Origin of the sequence: Pseudooceanicola marinus (assembly GCF_020177265.1) — a bacterium.
Taxonomy (GTDB): Bacteria; Pseudomonadota; Alphaproteobacteria; order Rhodobacterales; family Rhodobacteraceae; genus Pseudooceanicola; species Pseudooceanicola marinus_A.
Genome location: NZ_JAIVMC010000001.1, coordinates 750257 through 767972, shown reverse-complemented (window position 1 = coordinate 767972; position 17716 = coordinate 750257). Strand labels below are relative to the sequence as shown.

14 protein-coding genes are annotated in these 17716 nt (G+C 66.3%); 8 read left to right on the top strand and 6 right to left on the bottom strand.

The annotated features are described in order from the left end of the window. The first annotated feature begins 14 nt into the window (after positions 1–14). The 6 genes from LC066_RS03525 (at position 15) to LC066_RS03500 (ending at position 8700) form a co-directional block, all read left to right on the top strand. Entirely contained in the window at positions 15–1130 is a 1116-nt protein-coding gene (locus LC066_RS03525) for an HlyD family secretion protein (protein WP_224896558.1), read from the top strand. After that, positions 1127–3880, top strand: a complete 2754-nt coding sequence (rbbA, locus tag LC066_RS03520; RefSeq protein ID WP_224896557.1) for a ribosome-associated ATPase/putative transporter RbbA — start codon at positions 1127–1129, stop codon at positions 3878–3880. Before LC066_RS03525 ends, rbbA begins: the two co-directional genes overlap by 4 nt. Positions 3881–3883: 3 nt before the next feature. Then, complete coding sequence (locus LC066_RS03515) at positions 3884–4996, top strand: ABC transporter permease (protein WP_224896556.1); 1113 nt, start codon at positions 3884–3886, stop codon at positions 4994–4996. A 77-nt stretch (positions 4997–5073) separates the two neighbouring features. Continuing rightward, the gene (locus tag LC066_RS03510) at positions 5074–5970 is read left to right on the top strand and encodes a type IV pili methyl-accepting chemotaxis transducer N-terminal domain-containing protein (protein ID WP_224896555.1); all 897 of its coding nucleotides are present in this window, start codon (positions 5074–5076) and stop codon (positions 5968–5970) included. A 287-nt stretch (positions 5971–6257) separates the two neighbouring features. Beyond that, positions 6258–7586 carry a trigger factor gene (gene tig / locus LC066_RS03505; protein ID WP_224896554.1) on the top strand — a complete coding sequence of 443 codons (1329 nt, stop codon included), beginning with the start codon at positions 6258–6260 and terminating at the stop codon, positions 7584–7586. Between the two features lie 295 nt (positions 7587–7881). After that, the gene (locus LC066_RS03500; protein ID WP_318246701.1) at positions 7882–8700 is read left to right on the top strand and encodes a glycosyltransferase; all 819 of its coding nucleotides are present in this window, start codon (positions 7882–7884) and stop codon (positions 8698–8700) included. 3 nt (positions 8701–8703) lie between these two features. On the opposite strand, the gene LC066_RS03495 is transcribed toward LC066_RS03500, so the two are convergent. Further along, a complete protein-coding gene (locus tag LC066_RS03495; protein ID WP_224896552.1) occupies positions 8704–9183 on the bottom strand; it encodes an Lrp/AsnC family transcriptional regulator in 480 nt (159 codons plus the stop codon). A gap of 160 nt (positions 9184–9343) precedes the next feature. Here LC066_RS03495 and LC066_RS03490 point away from each other — a divergent pair, with 160 nt between their 5' ends. Further along, positions 9344–10633, top strand: coding sequence for an aspartate aminotransferase family protein (locus LC066_RS03490; protein WP_224896551.1), 1290 nt, complete (start codon positions 9344–9346; stop codon positions 10631–10633). Between the two features lie 286 nt (positions 10634–10919). Here the strand turns inward: LC066_RS03490 and LC066_RS03485 are convergent, their stop codons facing one another. The 4 genes from LC066_RS03485 to rpsF form a co-directional block, all read right to left on the bottom strand. Further along, positions 10920–13322 (bottom strand): membrane-bound PQQ-dependent dehydrogenase, glucose/quinate/shikimate family, encoded by a 2403-nt coding sequence (locus tag LC066_RS03485; RefSeq protein WP_224896550.1) that lies wholly within the window; start codon positions 13320–13322, stop codon positions 10920–10922. A gap of 356 nt (positions 13323–13678) precedes the next feature. Beyond that, positions 13679–14293 carry a 50S ribosomal protein L9 gene (gene rplI, locus LC066_RS03480; protein ID WP_224896549.1) on the bottom strand — a complete coding sequence of 205 codons (615 nt, stop codon included), beginning with the start codon at positions 14291–14293 and terminating at the stop codon, positions 13679–13681. A gap of 12 nt (positions 14294–14305) precedes the next feature. Further along, positions 14306–14533, bottom strand: coding sequence for a 30S ribosomal protein S18 (gene rpsR, locus LC066_RS03475; RefSeq protein ID WP_005608650.1), 228 nt, complete (start codon positions 14531–14533; stop codon positions 14306–14308). Positions 14534–14559: 26 nt separating this feature from the next. Beyond that, a complete protein-coding gene (gene rpsF / locus LC066_RS03470; RefSeq protein WP_222474692.1) occupies positions 14560–14913 on the bottom strand; it encodes a 30S ribosomal protein S6 in 354 nt (117 codons plus the stop codon). A gap of 407 nt (positions 14914–15320) precedes the next feature. Between rpsF and LC066_RS03465 the strand changes: the two genes are divergently transcribed. Next, positions 15321–15896: a YceI family protein gene (locus LC066_RS03465; protein ID WP_222474691.1), complete on the top strand. Its 576-nt coding sequence runs from the start codon at positions 15321–15323 to the stop codon at positions 15894–15896. A gap of 465 nt (positions 15897–16361) precedes the next feature. Here LC066_RS03465 and LC066_RS03460 read toward each other — a convergent pair whose 3' ends face one another. Beyond that, positions 16362–17588: a cytochrome b/b6 domain-containing protein gene (locus LC066_RS03460; protein WP_224896548.1), complete on the bottom strand. Its 1227-nt coding sequence runs from the start codon at positions 17586–17588 to the stop codon at positions 16362–16364. Between the last annotated feature and the right edge of the window lie 128 nt (positions 17589–17716).

Sequence of the window (17716 nt, the reverse complement as noted above, 5' to 3'; positions counted from 1 at the left end):
AAAGGATCTCCCCCATGGCGAAGTCTTCCTCGAAATTCCTGATCCCCGGCCTTGTCGTCGTCGCGGCGGTCGTGGCCTACGTCCTGTGGACCGATCTGAACGGCGCCGATGCCACGCCCGGCATCGCCCAGGGCAACGGTCGGCTGGAGGCGGTGGAGATCGACGTGGCCGCCAAGGCCCCGGGACGTATCGCGGAAATCCTGGTGAACGAGGGCGAACTGGTCAGCGAGGGGCAGCTGCTGGCGCGTCTCGACAGCCGCCAGCTGGAGGCCTCATTGAAACAGGCCGAGGCGCAGCTGACCCGCACCGAACTGAGCGTCGACAGCGCCCGCATCCGGGTGCGTCAGGCCGAAGCCGAAAAGCGCGCGGCGGATGCCCAGATCGAGGAGGCGCAGGCCTCCTACGACGCAGCGCAGAAACAATACGAACGCACCGAGGTCCTGGCACAGAACGCGACCGTCTCGGATGCGACGCTGGACAGTGCCCGTGCCGCGGCGCTGAGCGCCAAGGCCGCCATTGCCGCCTCCGAGGCCCAGTCCGCCGCTGCCGAGGCGGGAATCAACTCCGCCCAGGCCGCTGTCGTCGATGCCCAGGCCGCCGTCGAGGCCGCGCAGGCGCAGATCGACCTGATACAGGTGCAGATCGAGGACAATGATCTGGTCGCCCCGCGTGACGGGCGCGTGCAGTACCTGGTGGCGCGCGAGGGGGAGATCGTGGCCGCCGGGGGGCGCGTCATCAACATGGTGGATCTGAGCGACGTCTACATGTCCTTCTTCCTGCCCACGGCGCAGGCGGGCCGGATCGGCCTGGATACGGAGGCACGGATCCTGCTGGATGCGGTGCCGAACTACTCCGTTCCGGCCACCATTTCCTTCGTCGCGGACGTGGCGCAGTTCACCCCGAAAACGGTCGAGACCGAGATCGAGCGCGAGAAGCTGATGTTCCGCGTGCGCGCTAAGGTCGACGTGGATCTGCTGAACGAATACAGCGAGTTCGTGAAGACTGGCCTGCCGGGCGTGACCTATGTGCGTGTCGATCCGCAGGCCGACTGGCCCGCCGACCTGCCGCCCCTGGTGCCCGACCACCGCCCCGATGATGTCACCGGCCTGGCCGACGGGGACGGGCAATGACCCAGACCCCGGCGGAGGGCGCGGGGACGTCGCCCCCGGTGGTGCAACTGCAGGGCGTCAGCCTGGCCTACGGGCGGACGGAGGCGCTGCGCGACATCACCCTGGATATTCCCGCGGGCGTCATGGCCGGGCTGATCGGGCCCGATGGCGTGGGCAAATCCAGCCTGCTGTCGCTGGTCGCCGGCGCCCGCCGGATGCAGGACGGCCAGCTGCGGGTGCTGGAGGGCGACATGCGCAAGCGGTCCCATCGCAGCCGCTCTTGCCCGCGGATTGCCTATATGCCTCAAGGGCTTGGCCGGAACCTTTACGCCACGCTGTCGGTCTTCGAGAACGTGGATTTCTTCGGCCGTCTCTTCGGTCATGACCGCGCCGAACGCGAGGCGCGCATCGACGAGCTGTTGCGCGCCACTGGCCTTGCGCCCTTCCGCGATCGCCCGGCGGGCAAGCTCTCGGGCGGGATGAAGCAGAAGCTGGGCCTGTGCTGTGCCCTGATCCACGACCCGGACCTGTTGATCCTGGATGAGCCGACCACGGGCGTCGATCCGCTGTCCCGCCGCCAGTTCTGGGACCTGATCGACGTGATCCGCGCCCGCCGCCCGGGGATGAGCGTCATCGTCGCCACCGCCTACATGGAGGAGGCCGCGCGTTTTGACTGGCTCTGTGCCATGCATGACGGCCGGGTGCTGGCCACCGGCACGCCCCAGGCCCTGCTGGAGCGGACCGGCGAGGCGGATCTGGACGGCGCCTTCATCGCCCTGCTGCCGGAGGCGCTGCGGGGCGCGCATCACGCGGTGACGATCCCGCCGCGCGAGGGCGACGAGGCGGGCTATGCCATCGAGGCCGAACACCTGACCATGCGCTTTGGCGATTTCACCGCCGTCGAGGATGTCAGCTTTCGCATTCCCAAGGGCGAGATCTTCGGCTTCCTCGGCTCCAACGGCTGCGGCAAGACCACGACGATGAAGATGCTGACCGGCCTGCTGGACCCCAGCGAGGGCCGGGCCGAGCTGTTTGGTGAGCCGCTGGAGGCGGGCGATCTGACCACCCGGCGGCGCATCGGCTACATGAGCCAGGCCTTTTCGCTCTACCGCGAGCTGACGGTGCGGCAGAACCTGGAACTGCACGGCAAGCTCTACGCCCTGCCGCCCGAGGAAATCCCGGCGCGAGTCGAAGAGATGCTGCAGCGGTTTGATCTGCAAAGCGTGGGCGACAGCTATCCCCATGGGCTGCCCCTCGGGATCCGTCAACGCATGTCGCTGGCAACCGCTATGATCCATGCCCCCGACATCCTGATCCTCGATGAGCCGACCTCGGGCGTGGACCCGGTGGCACGGGATCATTTCTGGCAGATCCTGTCGGACCTGTCGCGCGGCGACGGGGTGACGATCTTCATCTCGACCCACTTCATGAACGAGGCGGAGCGCTGTGACCGGATCTCGCTGATGCACGCAGGGCGCGTGCTGGTCAGCGATACGCCCGAGGGGATCCGGCAGGGGGCGGGCGCCGAAACGCTGGAGGAGGCCTTCATCGGCCATCTGACCACCGCCAGTGGCGCCGATCCCGCGCCGCAGGACGCCTCCGAGGCTTTGCCGCTGCATGCCGCGAGGGGCGGGGCGCAGCGCCATTTCAGCCTGCGTCGGATGTTCTCCTACGCGCGGCGCGAGGCGCTGGAACTGGCCCGCGACCGCATCCGCGCCGCCATGGCCGTGCTCGGCTCCGTCCTGCTGATGTTCGTGGTGGGCTATGGCATCAACATGGATGTGGAGGATCTGACCTTCGCCGTGCTGGACCGGGACAATACCGTCACCAGCCGTGACTACGTCCAGCAGATCGCCGGCTCGCGCTATTTCCTTCAGCAGCCCGACCTGACCAGCTACGCGGACATGGACCAGCGGATGCGCACGGGCGAGATCAGCCTGGCGATCGAGGTGCCCCCCGGGTTTGCCGCGGACCTGGAACGCGGCCGTGACGTGGCCGTGGCCGCCTGGATCGATGGCGCCATGCCCATGCGCGCCGAGACGGTCAGCGGCTATGTTCAGGGCATCCACGCCTGGTATCTTCAGGAAAAGGCGCGGGAGGTCTACGGCGATGCCGCCGTGGCCAGCGCCTTCGACCTGGAAATGCGCTATCGCTACAATCCCGACATGCGCAGTCTTTCGGCCATGGTGCCGGCGGTCATCCCGCTGCTGCTGATGCTGATCCCGGCGATGCTGGCTGCCCTCAGCGTGGTGCGGGAGAAGGAGATGGGCTCCATCGTCAATCTCTACGTCACCCCGGTGACCCGGCTGGAGTTCATCCTGGGCAAGCAGCTGCCCTACGTGATCGTGGCGATGCTCAACTACCTGGTGCTGGTGGTGGCGGCGATCACCGTCTTCGGCGTGCCGATCTCCGGCTCCTTTGCGACGCTGACGCTGGCGGCGCTGCTGTTCACCCTGGCCTCCACCGGCTTCGGCCTTGTGATGTCCAGCTTCATGCGCAGCCAGATCGCCGCGATCTTCGCCACGGCGCTGCTGACCATGATCCCCTCGGTGCAGTACTCCGGCATGATCGACCCGGTGTCCTCGCTGGAAGGGGGCGGGGCGGTGATCGCCCAGGTCTTCCCGGCCTCCTATTTCGTCACCATCGCGCGCGGCGTCTTCGCCAAGGCGCTGGACCTGACGTCACTGGGGCCGGACGTTCTGGCGCTGGCGGTGATCGGCCCGGCGATGATCCTGCTCAGCACCCTGCTGCTGCGCAAACAGGAGAAATAGGCGATGCGGCTGGCCAATGTCTGGAATCTCGGCATCAAGGAATTGCGCGGTCTGCTGCGCGATCCGATCCTGCTGATCCTGATCGTCTATTCGTTTTCGCTGTCGATCTATACCTCGGCCAAGGCGATGCCCGAGACGCTGAACAAGGCGGCCATCGCCATCGTCGACGAGGACGGGTCACAACTGTCGGCGCGGATCGCCGGGGCCTTCTATCCGCCCTATTTCACCGCCCCCAACATGATCTCCACCGCCGAGATGGACGCCCGCATGGACGCCGGGCTGGAAACTTTCGCCCTGACCATCCCGGCGGATTTCCAGCGTGATCTGCTGGCCGGGCGGCAGCCGGTGATCCAGCTGAACGTCGATGCCACGCGGATGACCCAGGCCTTCACCGGCACCGGCTACGTGCAAAGCATCGTCACCTACGAGGTGAACGAGTTTCTCAGCCGCCACCGCGACGCGCCGCAGATGACCGCCGATCTGGTGCTGCGCGCGCGCTTCAACCCGAATCTCAGCCAAAGCTGGTTCGGCGCGATTTCTGACGTGATCACCTCGATCACGATGCTGGGGATCGTCCTGACCGGCGCGGCGCTGATCCGCGAACGGGAATACGGCACGGTGGAACACCTGCTGGTCATGCCGGTGACCGCGACCGAGATCATGGTGGCCAAGATCTGGTCGATGGGGGCAGTGGTGCTGCTGGCCTCGGCCTTGGCGATCTGGGTGGTGGTGGAGGGGCTGCTGGCGGTGCCGATCCCCGGGTCGCTGCCGCTGTTCATCTTTGGCACGGCGCTGCAGCTTTACGCGATCACGGCGCTCGGGATCTTCCTGGCCACCGTGGCGGGATCGATGCCGCAGTTCGGGCTGCTGCTGGTGCTGGTCTTCCTGCCGATGCAGGTGCTGTCGGGCACCATGACCCCGCGCGAGTCGATGCCGGAGGTGATCCAGACGATCATGCTGGCCGCCCCCAACACCCATTTCGCGATCCTTGCCCAGGCGATCCTGTTCCGCGGTGCGGGGCTGTCGGTGGTCTGGCCACAGCTTCTGGCGCTGGCCGGCATCGGCACAGGGCTTTTCGCCTTCGCCCTGGTCCGCTTCCGCGCCTTCCTGCGCTAGGGGCCGGCGCGGCTTAACGAAATCTCCACCCGGCTGGGGTTCTCTGCCGGCATCCTGCCGCAGCCGAGGGAATGAGGATGCCAACCCTGCCGTTCCGACGCCTTTGCGCCGTCCTGTCTGCCCTCTGCCTGGCCCTGGGGGCCGTGGTGCTGCCGCCCGCGCCGTCGGCGCAGGCGGAAACGCTGATCGGGGCGGAGGCCGCGAAGCGCAAGATCAACCTCGCCGGGCGCCAACGCATGCTGTCGCAGCGCATGGCGATGCTGGCCTGCATGGCCGATTCCGATGTGCAGACCGAAAACGCCCTGGCCCGGGCCGAGGCCGCCCATGGCCTGTTCGACCGTACCCTGCGGGGCCTCCGGTTCGGAGATGAGGAGCTCGGCCTGCCGGTGGAGACGCGACCCGAGGTACTGGACAGCCTCGCCCTGGTGGATGAGCTTTGGGGCGGCTACGGGCAGGCGGTGTCGCTCTACGTCGATCGCGGCCGCAGCGCCACGTTGCGGGCCATTCATGCGCGCAACCCGGCCGTCCTGGCAAAGATGAATGCCTCGGTCGGGGTGATGGAACGTCTTTATGGTGAGGGTCTGATCGCCCCGGAACTTGCGACGGCGCTGAATATCGCCGGTCGTCAGCGGATGCTGATCATGAAGGCCCTGAAGGAGGCCTGCATGGTCGGGCGGGGCATCGCGCCCGAGGAGGACCGCAAGGCGCTGCTGTCCACCGTCGCCCTGTTCAGCTCCAGCCTCTACAAGCTGCGCGCGGGCAATGCCTGGGACGGGATCATCCCCCCACCCACCTTCGAGGTCGACATGCAGCTGGAGCTGGTCCAGGCGATCTGGGACTGGATGGACCCGATCCTGCGTGAGATCGCCGAGGGCGGGCCGGTGGAGACGGAGCAGCTGTCGCGGCTGCTCTACCACGGAGAGGTCGCCCTGCGGGAGATGAACCAGGCGGTCACGCTTTACGAAAGCGGCTGATCGGTCCCGCCACCCCGGCATTTGCCCCGGATCATTCGCCTTGGCGGCCCCTGTTCCAGCCGCCCGGGCCGCTGCGGCCACGGTGCTGGGCGGCTGCCAGGGCCGCGCACCAGGCCCCGTACCATCGAAGCCAGGCCCAAAAGGTCCGATCCAGCGCAGAAAGGCGCCGGGAGAGGCGGATTCCGCTGCCTTATACCTTGCAACGGCGCAGGCCTGCTCATAGAAGGGCGTCTGATTTCGATGGCCGTGCGAGAGACGCGGCCCCCGGTATGGAAGGACAAGCGACGATGCAGGTCACCGAGACCCTGAATGAGGGGCTGAAACGCGGCTACACGATCACCCTCACGGCCGATGAGCTGGATGCCAAGGTCAACGAGAAGCTGGCTGAAGCACAGCCGGAAGTCGAAATGAAGGGCTTCCGCAAGGGCAAGGTGCCCATGGCTCTGCTGAAGAAGCAGTTCGGCCAGCGGGTTCTGGGCGAAGCGATGCAGGAAAGCGTCGACGGCGCCATGAACGCCCACTTCGAAGAGACCGGCGACAAGCCCGCCATGCAGCCCGCGGTCAACATGGTTGACGGCGAGACCTGGAAAGAGGGCGACGATGTCGTCGTCGAGATGTCCTACGAAAAGCTGCCGGAGATCCCCGAGGTCGACCTGAAGTCCATCAAGCTGGAAAAGATGGTTGCCAAGGCCGGTGACGACGCCGTGGAAGAGGCCCTGGCCAACCTGGCCGAGACCGCGCAGGACTTCGAAGCCAAGGACGGCGCAGCCGAAGATGGCGACCAGGTCGTCATCGACTTCCTGGGCAAGATCGACGGCGAAGCCTTCGATGGCGGTGCCGCCGAGGACTACCCGCTGGTCCTGGGCTCCAACAGCTTCATCCCCGGTTTCGAGGAACAGCTGGTCGGCGTGAAGGCCGGCGACGAGAAGAACGTCGAAGTGTCCTTCCCCGAGGAATACGGCGCCGAGAACCTGGCCGGCAAGGCCGCGGTCTTCGAGTGCAAGATCAAGGAAGTGAAGGCCCCCAAGGCCGCCGAGATCGACGACGAACTGGCCAAGAAGTTCGGCGCTGAAGACCTCGCCGCGCTGAAGGCTCAGATCGCCGAGCGCCTGGAAGCCGAATACGCCGGCGCCGCCCGCGCCGTCATGAAGCGCAAGCTGCTGGACGTTCTGGACGAGACCGTGACCTTCGAACTGCCGCCGAGCCTGGTGGAAGCCGAAGCCGGCCAGATCGCGCACCAGCTGTGGCACGAGGAACACCCGGATCACCAGGGCCACGACCACGACAAGATCGAGCCGACGGATGAGCACAACAAGCTCGCCGAGCGCCGCGTGAAACTGGGCCTGCTGCTGGCCGAGCTGGGGCAGAAGGCCGAGGTCGAAGTGACCGATCAGGAAATGACCCAGGCGGTCATGAACCAGGCGCGCCAGTACCCGGGCCAGGAACGTCAGTTCTTCGAATTCGTTCAGCAGAACCCGCAGATGCAACAGCAGCTGCGCGCGCCGATCTTCGAGGACAAGGTCGTCGACTATGTCTTCGAGCTGGCCGAGGTGTCCGAGGTGGAAACCACCAAGGAAGACCTGCAGAAAGCCGTGGAAGAACTCGAAGACGAGTGATCCCCGGTCCTCCCGGATTACGGAAGCCGCCCCTCGGGGCGGCTTTTTGCGTTCCGGGACAGGCTTGGATTAGCGCCCCCCCGCTGCAGGCTGGTTTTATGCCGGACAGGTCAAACCGCCGCCGCGCCAGGCGATGGACCCTGGCGTACCTATGTCTACGTTCGGGTCACTTGATGGGGTCGGGCAAATGATGCCTAATAACGTCAGTCTGTCCGGCGCCTGGTCAGACACCTTGGGGACAGGGTGAGGCGCCGCCGGGCGCGCCGTGGGACAAATCAGATCTGGGACGGATCCGATGCTGCGATTTGTGCAGATGCGCTATTCTTATTTCGGGACATCGGCCTGGCGGTCCAAGGCCAGCAGGGACAAGGCAATCCTGTTTGACCCCGACCGTCTTGCCGAGCGGTTCAGAATGTTCCGCCAGATCGCTCTGGCCTCCCTGCGGGACCAGGAGGAGAAGGATTTCGTCCTGGGCATTCTGACCAGCGACGATCTGCCGAAGGAGCACCTGAAGCTTTTGCGCGAAGCGGCCTGTGATGTGCTGGGTGATCGGGCGCGCGTCTACCCCAGGCCCCCGGCCAAGGCCGGCGAGGTGTTTCGCGAGATCCAGCAGGAACTGGTGGCGGGCCATGGCCACGATCATGTGGCGCAGATCGTTCTGGATGATGATGACGCGCTCTCGGCCGATTTCATGACCGAACTGCGCCGCGACGCCGAACTGGCCATTCCGCGCGTGCCGCCGCATCGGCCCTATTGCTTCCTGTCCTTCTCTCGCGGGGTCTCTCTGGTCAGCGAGAAGGGGGGCGGTTATGGCTACTACACCCGGGATGTGCCCTACACCAACCTTGGGCTGACCCTGCTGGCCCGCCCCGACAGCCCGCGCAATGTCTATCTGGTGTCGCATAGCAAACTGGCCATCCATCACCCCAGCCGGGTGGTGAATGACATGCGCTTCTACTACCTGCGCTCGATCCATGGCAGCAACGACAGCCGGGGGATCTTCAAGCCCGAGAAGCCGCTGAAATCCTTCCAGATGCGCCTGCTGAGAGCGCGGTTCCCCCTGCTGGCCGATCTAGATCCTCTGCGGCATGAGGCGGCGCTGGCGGCCGAGTAGGATTCAGTCCTCCACCTCGGTCAGGCAGAAGGCGGGCAGGGTGTTCTCGTTCTTGAAGGATCGCAGCAGGAAGTTCGTCCTGTAGGAGGCGACCGAGGGCCATTCGCCGAACACCTCCTGGGCGAAGTCGTGGTAGGCGTCGATCGAGCGTTCCTGCACGATCAGCAGGAAGTCGAATTCCCCCGTGACCGCGTGCACCTGGGTGACCTGTTCGCAGGCGGTGATCCGGCGGGCGAAGTCCTGGCTGACCGAGGCCTTGGGCGCGGTCAGCGTGACCAGCACCGCGGCCGAGACGGGTTTGCGGAACCGGCGGCGGTCGATCAGCGCCACCGCCCGGGCCAGGTAACCCTCCGACCAGAGCCGCGCCACGCGCTTGGCGCAGGCCGACAGCGACAGCCCCACCTCCTCGGCCAGATCGGCATTGGTGCGGCGCGCGTCGCGTTGCAGGGCCAGCAGCAGCCGCTTGTCTCTGGGGTCGAGCATTTCTCTCTCCAGCTTCGTCAGATAGGCACATTTTTATCTCATCGGTGGGCCGGGGGATATATTTTCCTGTCACTCGCCTCGTTTTCGGGATCAGCGCGCCGGCGGGATGGCTAGTCTTTCGCCAGGCGCCCCGCGCCGGTTTCAACCTGAGGAGAGGCCCATGACCCGCCCCAATTTCCTGGCCCGCGCCGATGCCAGCCTGCTGCGCTACGGCGCGCATTTCTTCGAAAGCGAGATCGTCTCGGCCCATGATGCCTATGTGGTGACCGCCGAGGGGCGGCAGATCCTGGATTTCACCTCCGGCCAGATGTCGGCGGTGCTGGGCCATTCCCACCCGGAGATCCGCGCGGTGATGCACGAATGGGTCGACAAGGTGTGTCACCTGCATTCCGGCATGCTGTCGGCGCCGGTGCTGGACCTGGCCGAGGGGCTGATCGGGGTCACCCCCCAGGGGTTGGATCGCGCGCTGTTGCTGACCACCGGCGGAGAGGCCAACGACGCCGCCATCCGCATGGCCAAGCTGGTGACCGGCGGGCATGAGATCGTCAGCTTTGCCCAGAGCTGGCACGGGGTGACGGGCAGTGCCTCGGCGGCGACCTATTCCGCGGGCCGCAAGGGCTATGGCCCCGTCACCCCCGGCAACTTCGCCATCCCGGTGCCCAACAGCTATCGCCCGCGCTTTGCCGGGGTGGCGCTGGACTGGCAGGCGGAGCTGGATGACGCCTTTGCCCAGGTCGATGCCATGTCGACCGGCAACCTGGCGGCCTTCATTGCCGAGCCGATCCTGTCGACGGGGGGCATCATCGACCTGCCTCAGGGCTATCTCGCAGCGCTGAAGCGCAAGTGCGAGGAGCGCGGCATGCTGTTGATCCTCGACGAGGCGCAGACGGGCGTGGGGCGGACCGGCACGATGTTCGCCTTTGAACGCGACGGCGTGGTGCCCGACGTGCTGACCCTGTCGAAGACCCTGGGGGCGGGGTTGCCGCTGTCCGCCGTGATGACCTCGGCGGAGATCGAGGCCCGGGCCCATGAGCGCGGCTTCCTCTTCTACACCACCCACGTGGCGGACCCGCTGCCCGCCGCCGTCGGTTGCAAGGTGCTGGAGATCGTCACGCGCGATAACCTGCCCGCCCGGGCGGTACACCTGGGCGCGCATTTCCGCGCCGGGCTGGAGCGGCTGCGCGACCGGCACGAGAAGGTGGGCGACGTGCGCGGCCGGGGCCTGCTTCTGGGCGTGGACGTGGTGGAGGACAAGGCCAGCAAGCGGCCCGATGACGCCTATGGCCTGCGGGTGATGGAGATCTGCGCGCGCGAGGGGCTGTCGATGAACATCGCGGGTCTGCCGGGGCTGGCCTCTGTCTTCCGTATCGCGCCGCCGCTGACGGTCACAGAAGCGCAACTGGAAGAGGCGCTGGAGATCTTTGGCGCCGCGCTGGCAGAGGCGGAATAGAGCCGGCGGTCCCCCACAAACAGGCGCAAGGCCGCCCTGCTCGTGGCCGACTTTTCCACCAGGGGCGTGCAGCCTCGGCGCTTGGACCACAGGTTGCCCTCTGACCGCGATCTTCCATCTTCACCTCGGAGAAAATACTCGCAGGGGGTGAATTGAGCCGCAGGCTCAAGAGGGGGGCAAGGCCCCCCTTCCTCCCTGGCCTGGTGGCACGACGGAAAAGGCCTGCCCGGTTTCCCGGACAGGCCCTTGTCATGCACCAAGGCGGTGATGCCTCAGATGGCCCGGATCACTCCGGCAGGGCGTAGGCGATCACGTAGTCGCCGCGGTCGGGCGACTGGCGCGCGCCACCGGCGGAGATCACGATGTACTGCTTGCCGGTCTCGGGCGAGACATAGGACATCGGCGTGCCCTGGCTGCCCACGGGCAGGCGCGCCTTCCAGACCTGTTCCCCGGTCGCGCTGTCGAAGGCGCGCAGCCAGTAGTCCTGGGTGGCGGCAAAGAAGACCAGGCCGCCCTGGGTGGTCAGCGAGCCGCCGATCGTGGGCATGCCCACGGGCATCGGCAGGTGCATCTTGGTGCCGAAGAGGACGGTGTCCTGCACGGTGCCGAGCGGCACTTCCCAGTTCACCTGCTGGGTGTCCATGTTGATGGAGGTCAGCGTGCCGAAGGGCGGCTCCTGGCAGGGAATGCCGAGCGGAGACAGGAAGCGGTCCTTGATCACCGAGTAGGGCGTTCCCATGAGCGGCACGGCCCCCATGACGGTGTTCACGTCTTCGTTGCCGTCCGACGCTTCGGCATTGGCGTCACGTTCTTCCATATGGACATAAAGGCCCAGGCGCATGTCGTTGACATACAGCGTATTGGCCGTCGGGTCGTAGGACAGGCCGCCCCAGTTCATGCCACCCAGGGAGCCCGGGAAGGACAGCGAGTAATCGGTGTCCGGCGCGGTGAAGAGACCCTCGTAGCGATAGCCCTTGAAGATCACGCGGCACATCAGCTGGTCAAAGGGCGTGGCGCCCCACATGTCGCGTTCTTCCAGCGTCTGCGCGCCAATCTGCGGCATGCCGACCGATAGCGGCTGCTTCAGGGCATAGGGCTCTCCGGGGATCGTGGCGGGCTGCACGTCGATCTCCTCGACCTCGGTCAATGGCTGGCCGGTCAGGCGGTCCAGCACGAAGATCTGGCCGGCCTTGGTGCCGAAGGTCAGCGCGGGCGTGCCGTCGAAGTCGATCAGCGTCGGCTGCATCGGCACGTCGAAGTCCCACAGGTCGTGGTGCACGGTCTGGTAGACCCACTTCTCGTTCCCGGTGGTGGCGTCCAGGGCCAGCATCGAGGCGCCGTACCGTTCGTCCTCCGGCGTGCGATCAACGCCCCAGAGGTCGATGGCCGCGCCGCCCACGGGCATGAAGACGGTGTTCGACCAGGCGTCATAGGTCATCGGCGCCCAGACATTGGGGGTCGAGCGGGTGAAGATCTCGCCCTCTGCCGGGGCATCGCGATCCTCGGGGTTGCCGGGGTCGAAGGCCCATTTCATCTCGCCGGTCATCACGTCGAAGCCGCGCATCACGCCGCCGGGCATGTCGAGGGCCACGTTGTCGGCGACACGGCCGCCGACGACGACGGTGGTGCCTGCCACCAGCGGCGCGGAGGTCAGCGAGTAGAGCGGCGCCTCGGCATCGCCCAGCCCCTCTTTCAGGTCGATCATGCCTGCATCGCCGAAGTCTTCGCAGAGCACGCCGGTTTCGGCATCCAGCGCCACCAGAACGGCGTCGATGGTGTTCATGAAGATGCGCTGTTCACAGGTGGCCGGATCGGTGGCCAGGGGCGTGACAGGACTGCTGTCGGGCGCTTCGGGTTCCGGCAGCGGCGCGGAGGCGTCGAAATAGGCCAGCCCGCGGCAGCGCACCCAGGTGCGGGTGTCGGTGGGGAACTCGTGGCGCCATTTCTCGACCCCGGTGCCGCTTTCCAGCGCGATCACGGTGTTGGCCGCGGTGCAGAGGTAGAGCGTATCGCCGACCTGCATCGGGGTATTCTGGTCTTCCAACCCGCCGCCGGTGGATTCGGGGATCTCGCCGGTCCGGAAGGTCCAGGCGACTTCCAGCTGCTCGACGGTGTCGCGGTTGATCTGGTCGGCGGCGACGAACCGGTCTTCGTTCGGGGTGCCGCCGTAGTTGGACCAGTCGCCGGGCATGTCGGGGGCCGAGGTCTGACCCGTGGGGGCCTCGGCGTAGTGCTTGCCGTGCGGCAGGAACATGCCGTAGCCCATGCCAAGGATGGCGACCAGCGCCACCACTGCGGCGCCGTACCAGGTGCCGCTGCGCGCGCGCAGACCGGCGCGGCGTTCGATGATCGGCTCGATCAGGAACAGTACGAAAAGCGCGCAGAGGAAGGTGAAGATCCGCGCATGCAGCGGCCAGAAGTCGAGGCCCGCTTCCCAGAAGGCCCAGATGACGGTGGCCACGAAGGCGACCAGGTAGATGGCGGCGCCGGAGGTCTTGCCGCGGATCAGTTCGATCCCGGTGGCCAGGACGGCCAGACCCATCAGCAGGTAGTACCAGCTGCCGCCGCGCGCGATCAGCATCCCGCCGCCCACGGCCAGGCCCAGCCCGGCCAGGGCGAAGAGCGCGCCGATTATGATTGTGAATATGACCCCGGCGCGCGAGGCGCGGGGGAGCTCTGGTTCGGACATGAAATACTCCGTCGGTAGGGGCGAGGGAAAATGGCCCCGGTTGCACAAAACCCGTCGCAGGTCAGGCCTGGAATGCGGCCCGAGACTGTGCGTGTCCTGCGCAGGGAGTTGCGCCGTTTGTTGTCAGTGTCAAATGTTGCGTTAAACAAGTCATATCTATAGTGCACTGAAATTGCACAATAAAAAATGTGATTTGCACAGGCGTGCAGGTTTGTGTGCCGCTGCGCACTGAAAATCAATACGCGTCGATAGGGGAAGGGGCCAGGCTGGCTGTTGCCTCTCGCCCATGAAAAAACCGCGCCCCCGGGGGGACGCGGTCTGGATGATTGCCCGGTGACGGGCCGAACGGGCGAGGATCAGTCCTCGTCCTCCGAGGTCGTTGCGGCGGGGGCGTCGCCCTCGTCGTCGTCGGAGGCGGCGGAGCCGAGGTCGTCGAAGAGTTCGGAGATCTCGAACTCTGCGGCGGCTTCTTCCTCGGCAGCCAGTTCCTGGATGGACTTGCCCTGTGCCTGGATCTCGGCTTCCTCGGGGGAACGCGCGACGTTCAGGATCACTTCGACTTCCACTTCCGGGTGCAGGTGCACGACGGCGGTGTGCAGGCCCAGTTCCTTGATGGGATCGGGGATGATGACCTGCTTGCGCTCGACGGTGTAGCCGTTCTCGGTGGCGACGTTTGCCACGTCACGCGGAGACACGGAGCCGTAGAGGTTGCCGCCGTCGGAGGCTGCGCGAATCACGACGAACTTCTGACCGTCGAGTTTCTCGCCCAGGGCTTCGGCTTCTTTCTTGGTCTCCAGGTTGTTCGCTTCGAGCTGCGCTTTCTGCGCTTCGAAGTGAGCAATGTTTTCCTTGGAGGCGGTCAGCGCCTTGCCCTGCAGCAGCAGGTAGTTGCGGGCGTAGCCGGGCTTGACGGAGACGACGTCGCCCATCTGGCCGAGCTTGGCGACGCGTTCGAGAAGGATGACTTCCATTGGTATCGCTCCTTACTTCACGGCGTAGGGCAGCAGGGCGAGGAAGCGGGCACGCTTGATGGCACGGGCCAGTTCACGCTGCTTCTTTGCCGAGACGGCGGTGATGCGGGAGGGCACGATCTTGCCACGCTCGGAGATGTAGCGCTGCAGCAGACGGGTGTCCTTGTAGTCGATCTTGGGCGCGTTCTCACCGGAGAACGGGCAGACCTTCCGGCGACGGAAAAACGGTTTTGCGGCCATGGTTTATGTCCTTTCTGTCAGGCTGATCAGCGGCGACCGCGGCGCTCTTCGCGCTCGTCGCGTTTCTGCATCTGGACCGAGGGGCCCTCGGCGTGCTCGTCGACCTTGATGGTCAGGACGCGCATCACGTCGTCATGCAGACGCATCAGGCGTTCCATTTCCTGAATGGCCGCCGACGGGGCGTCCGACTTCAGGAAGGCGTAGTGGCCCTTGCGGTTCTTGTTGATCTTGTAGGCCATCGTCTTGACGCCCCAGTATTCCTGATCAACCAGCTTACCGCCGTTGTCGGAAAGGACGGCGCCGAAATGTTCGATGAGACCTTCGGCCTGCGCGTTGGAAAGGTCCTGGCGCGCGATGAAGACATGCTCGTAAAGCGGCATGTGCACTCCTGTTTCTGTCGAGGCGCATTTCAAAGGGCGGGTCCCATGTCCTTCCGCGACCCGTCCACGAGAGACTGCGCGGTTCATATATCCTGCGGAAGGAGGCCTCCCCTTACAGCCCTTCCACCCAAAGGGCAAGCGCCGTGACCTGCGGCAGCCGGATCGCTGGCGCTGGCGCGATGTCTCCTCTTTTGCCGGAAGTATTCCGGGGGCGCGGGCGCTGGCCCCGCCCGGTTCGTCCCGTCAGCCTACAACCGTGGCAAGCGGCGCACGAATAGGCGGCATTCCGCGTCACGATGTTCACAGATCCACAGACCCTGTGGGGTTCTGTGGAATTGCGATTACGCGGCATCGCAGCAACCTTGGCCCCATCGAAAAACGCATCCCCCGAAGGAGGATAGGACCCCATGAAGAAACTGCTGCTCGGCTCCGCCCTGACGCTTGCCGCCGCGACCGCCGCCGTTGCGGAGCCGGTGGAATACACGCTGGACAACACCCACACCCAGATCGTGTTCCACTACAACCACCTGGGCTTCTCCACCGGTTTCGGCATGTTCTCGGGCTTCGACGGCACGATCATGTTCGACGCCGAAGATCCCGCTGCCTCCTCCGTCGAAGTGGCCTTCCCGGCCTCCTCGCTGCTGACCGGCATCGACGCCCGCACCGAGCACTTCCTGACCGGTGACTTCTTCGGCGCCGACGAAAACGACAACGTGTCCTTCACCTCGACCTCGATCGAAGTGACGGGTGAGGACACCGGCCTGATCACCGGCGACCTGACCATCAATGGCGTGACCAACGAAGTCGTGCTGGACGCCAAGCTGAACCAGCTGGGCGAGCACCCGATGGAAGGCAAGCAGTGGGCCGGCTTCGACGCCACCACCACCGTCCTGCGCTCCGACTATGACATGGGCATGTTCGCCCCCTACGTCAGCGACGAGGTGGAAATCGAGATCTCCATCGAGGCCATGCAGGCCGAGTGATCCCCTGACATCAGGGTCCGGCGGTCGGGAGTGCATCCCCACTGCTGGCCGCCGGAGAGGGCCGTCCCGAAAGGGGCGGCCCTTTTGGTTTGAGGACAAGGGCGTCGAGGGCGCCTTGCCGAGAGTGGACCGGCGCCAGGTCCTGGATTGCTGCTGGCTCGGCCTGGGTAAGCTGGGCGCGCTGACCTCGCTCACAGATCCCAGGGTTGCCCGGACGCCGCGGCCGTCGTTGGGCGGGCCGCGGAATGTCTCATGATTGCATGGCGGTGACGGGGGGCAGGGGCAGCGCACCAGCACGCCCGTGCCGCGTTGTTGCCATGGCTTTTGCGCGTGACGCGTCCGTACGGCAGGGTCCGCCGGCGCCGACACTGGAACGACTTTGCCATGACCCTGACCGACAGGAAAAAGGGCGACCCGAAGGCCGCCCTTTCCATCGCAGGCTGAGAAGGGGGAGGGAGGCCCCGGTCAGTCGCGGATCGCGGTCAGCTCGAACCCGCCGGAGACGGCAAAGGCGACCGAGCTTTCGTCGGTCATCCCCGCGCCCACGCCAAAGTCGCGGCGGTCGAGGGTGAAGTCGGCCGAGGCGGTGGCGGTGTCGCCGTCGATCGCCAGGTTGAAGGGGAAGGCGAGGGGCGCGGTTTCGCCGCGCAGGGCCAGGGTGCCCTCGGCGCGCTGGCCGCCGTCCTCCAGCTTCACCAGGTCGGCGTCGAAGATGGCCGTGGGGTACTCTTCAGCGGCCAGGAAGTCGCCGCCAAGCGCCTGGGAGGTGACGGAGCCAAGCGTCAGCGAGGGGATCGAGACGGTCACCGTGACATGGCCCGCGACGCCGGGGGCCGCGTCCTCGTCCCATTCGATCTCGGCGGTCCAGTCGGCGAACTGGCCTTCGACGACATTGCCGAACTGGGTGACCGCCAGCGACAGGGCGCCTTCGGTCACCTGCCAGTCGCCGCCCTCGGCTTGCTGAAGCGCGGGGGCAGGGGTGCTGCCGGCGGCCTCGGGGGCGGAGGGGCGCAGGGCGATGCCGGCGCCGGCCACGGCCAGCAGCAGCACCAGGGCCGCCCCGGCGGGCAGGGCGTGGCCGGGCTGGGCCGCGCTGCCTTCCACGGCGGCGCCGCGCAGCATGCGGCGCAGGGTGGCGTCCCGGTCGATCACATGGTGTTTCAGCGCGCCGGCGATATGCAGCACCAGCACCACCGCCAGGGCCCAGGCCAACGCCCAGTGCAGCGTGGTGAACAGGGCCGCGACGGTCTCGCTTTGCGGCACGAAGGGCAGGGATTGGCCGAAGGGCCACAGGATCGGCGCGAAGCCTGCGGTCGCGGCATGGTGGATCCAGCCCGTCACCGGCACGGCGATCAGCAGCGCGTAGAGGAGGTAGTGCACGGTTTCCGCCGCCAGGGCCTCGGCCTTGTGGTCGCCGTTGACCAGCCCGGGGCGCGGCTGGACCCAAGCCCAGAGCAGGCGCAGGACCGACACCAGCACCACGGCCACGCCCATGGTCTTGTGCACAGAGAACAGCGTGGCGGTCAGCGTCACCCGCGCAGCCTGTTCGGCGCCGGTCAGATGCGGGATCTCCTCGGCCAGGGCGTGGGCGTAAAGGCCTAGGGGCCAGGCCAGCAGGATCAGCAGCGCGGTCAGCCAGTGGATGGCACGGGTGACCGCGCCGTAGTGAGCGGGGGAATCTGAAAGGGGCATCGGCTGTCCTCGGTCTCGATCTCGATCCGGCGGCGGCAGGGGCGGCACGGATGGCAATGATGGTTCAGCCCGAATTTATCTGCAGTGCAGCATGGCACAATTCCCATGGCCCGCGCAGCTGTTGTGCA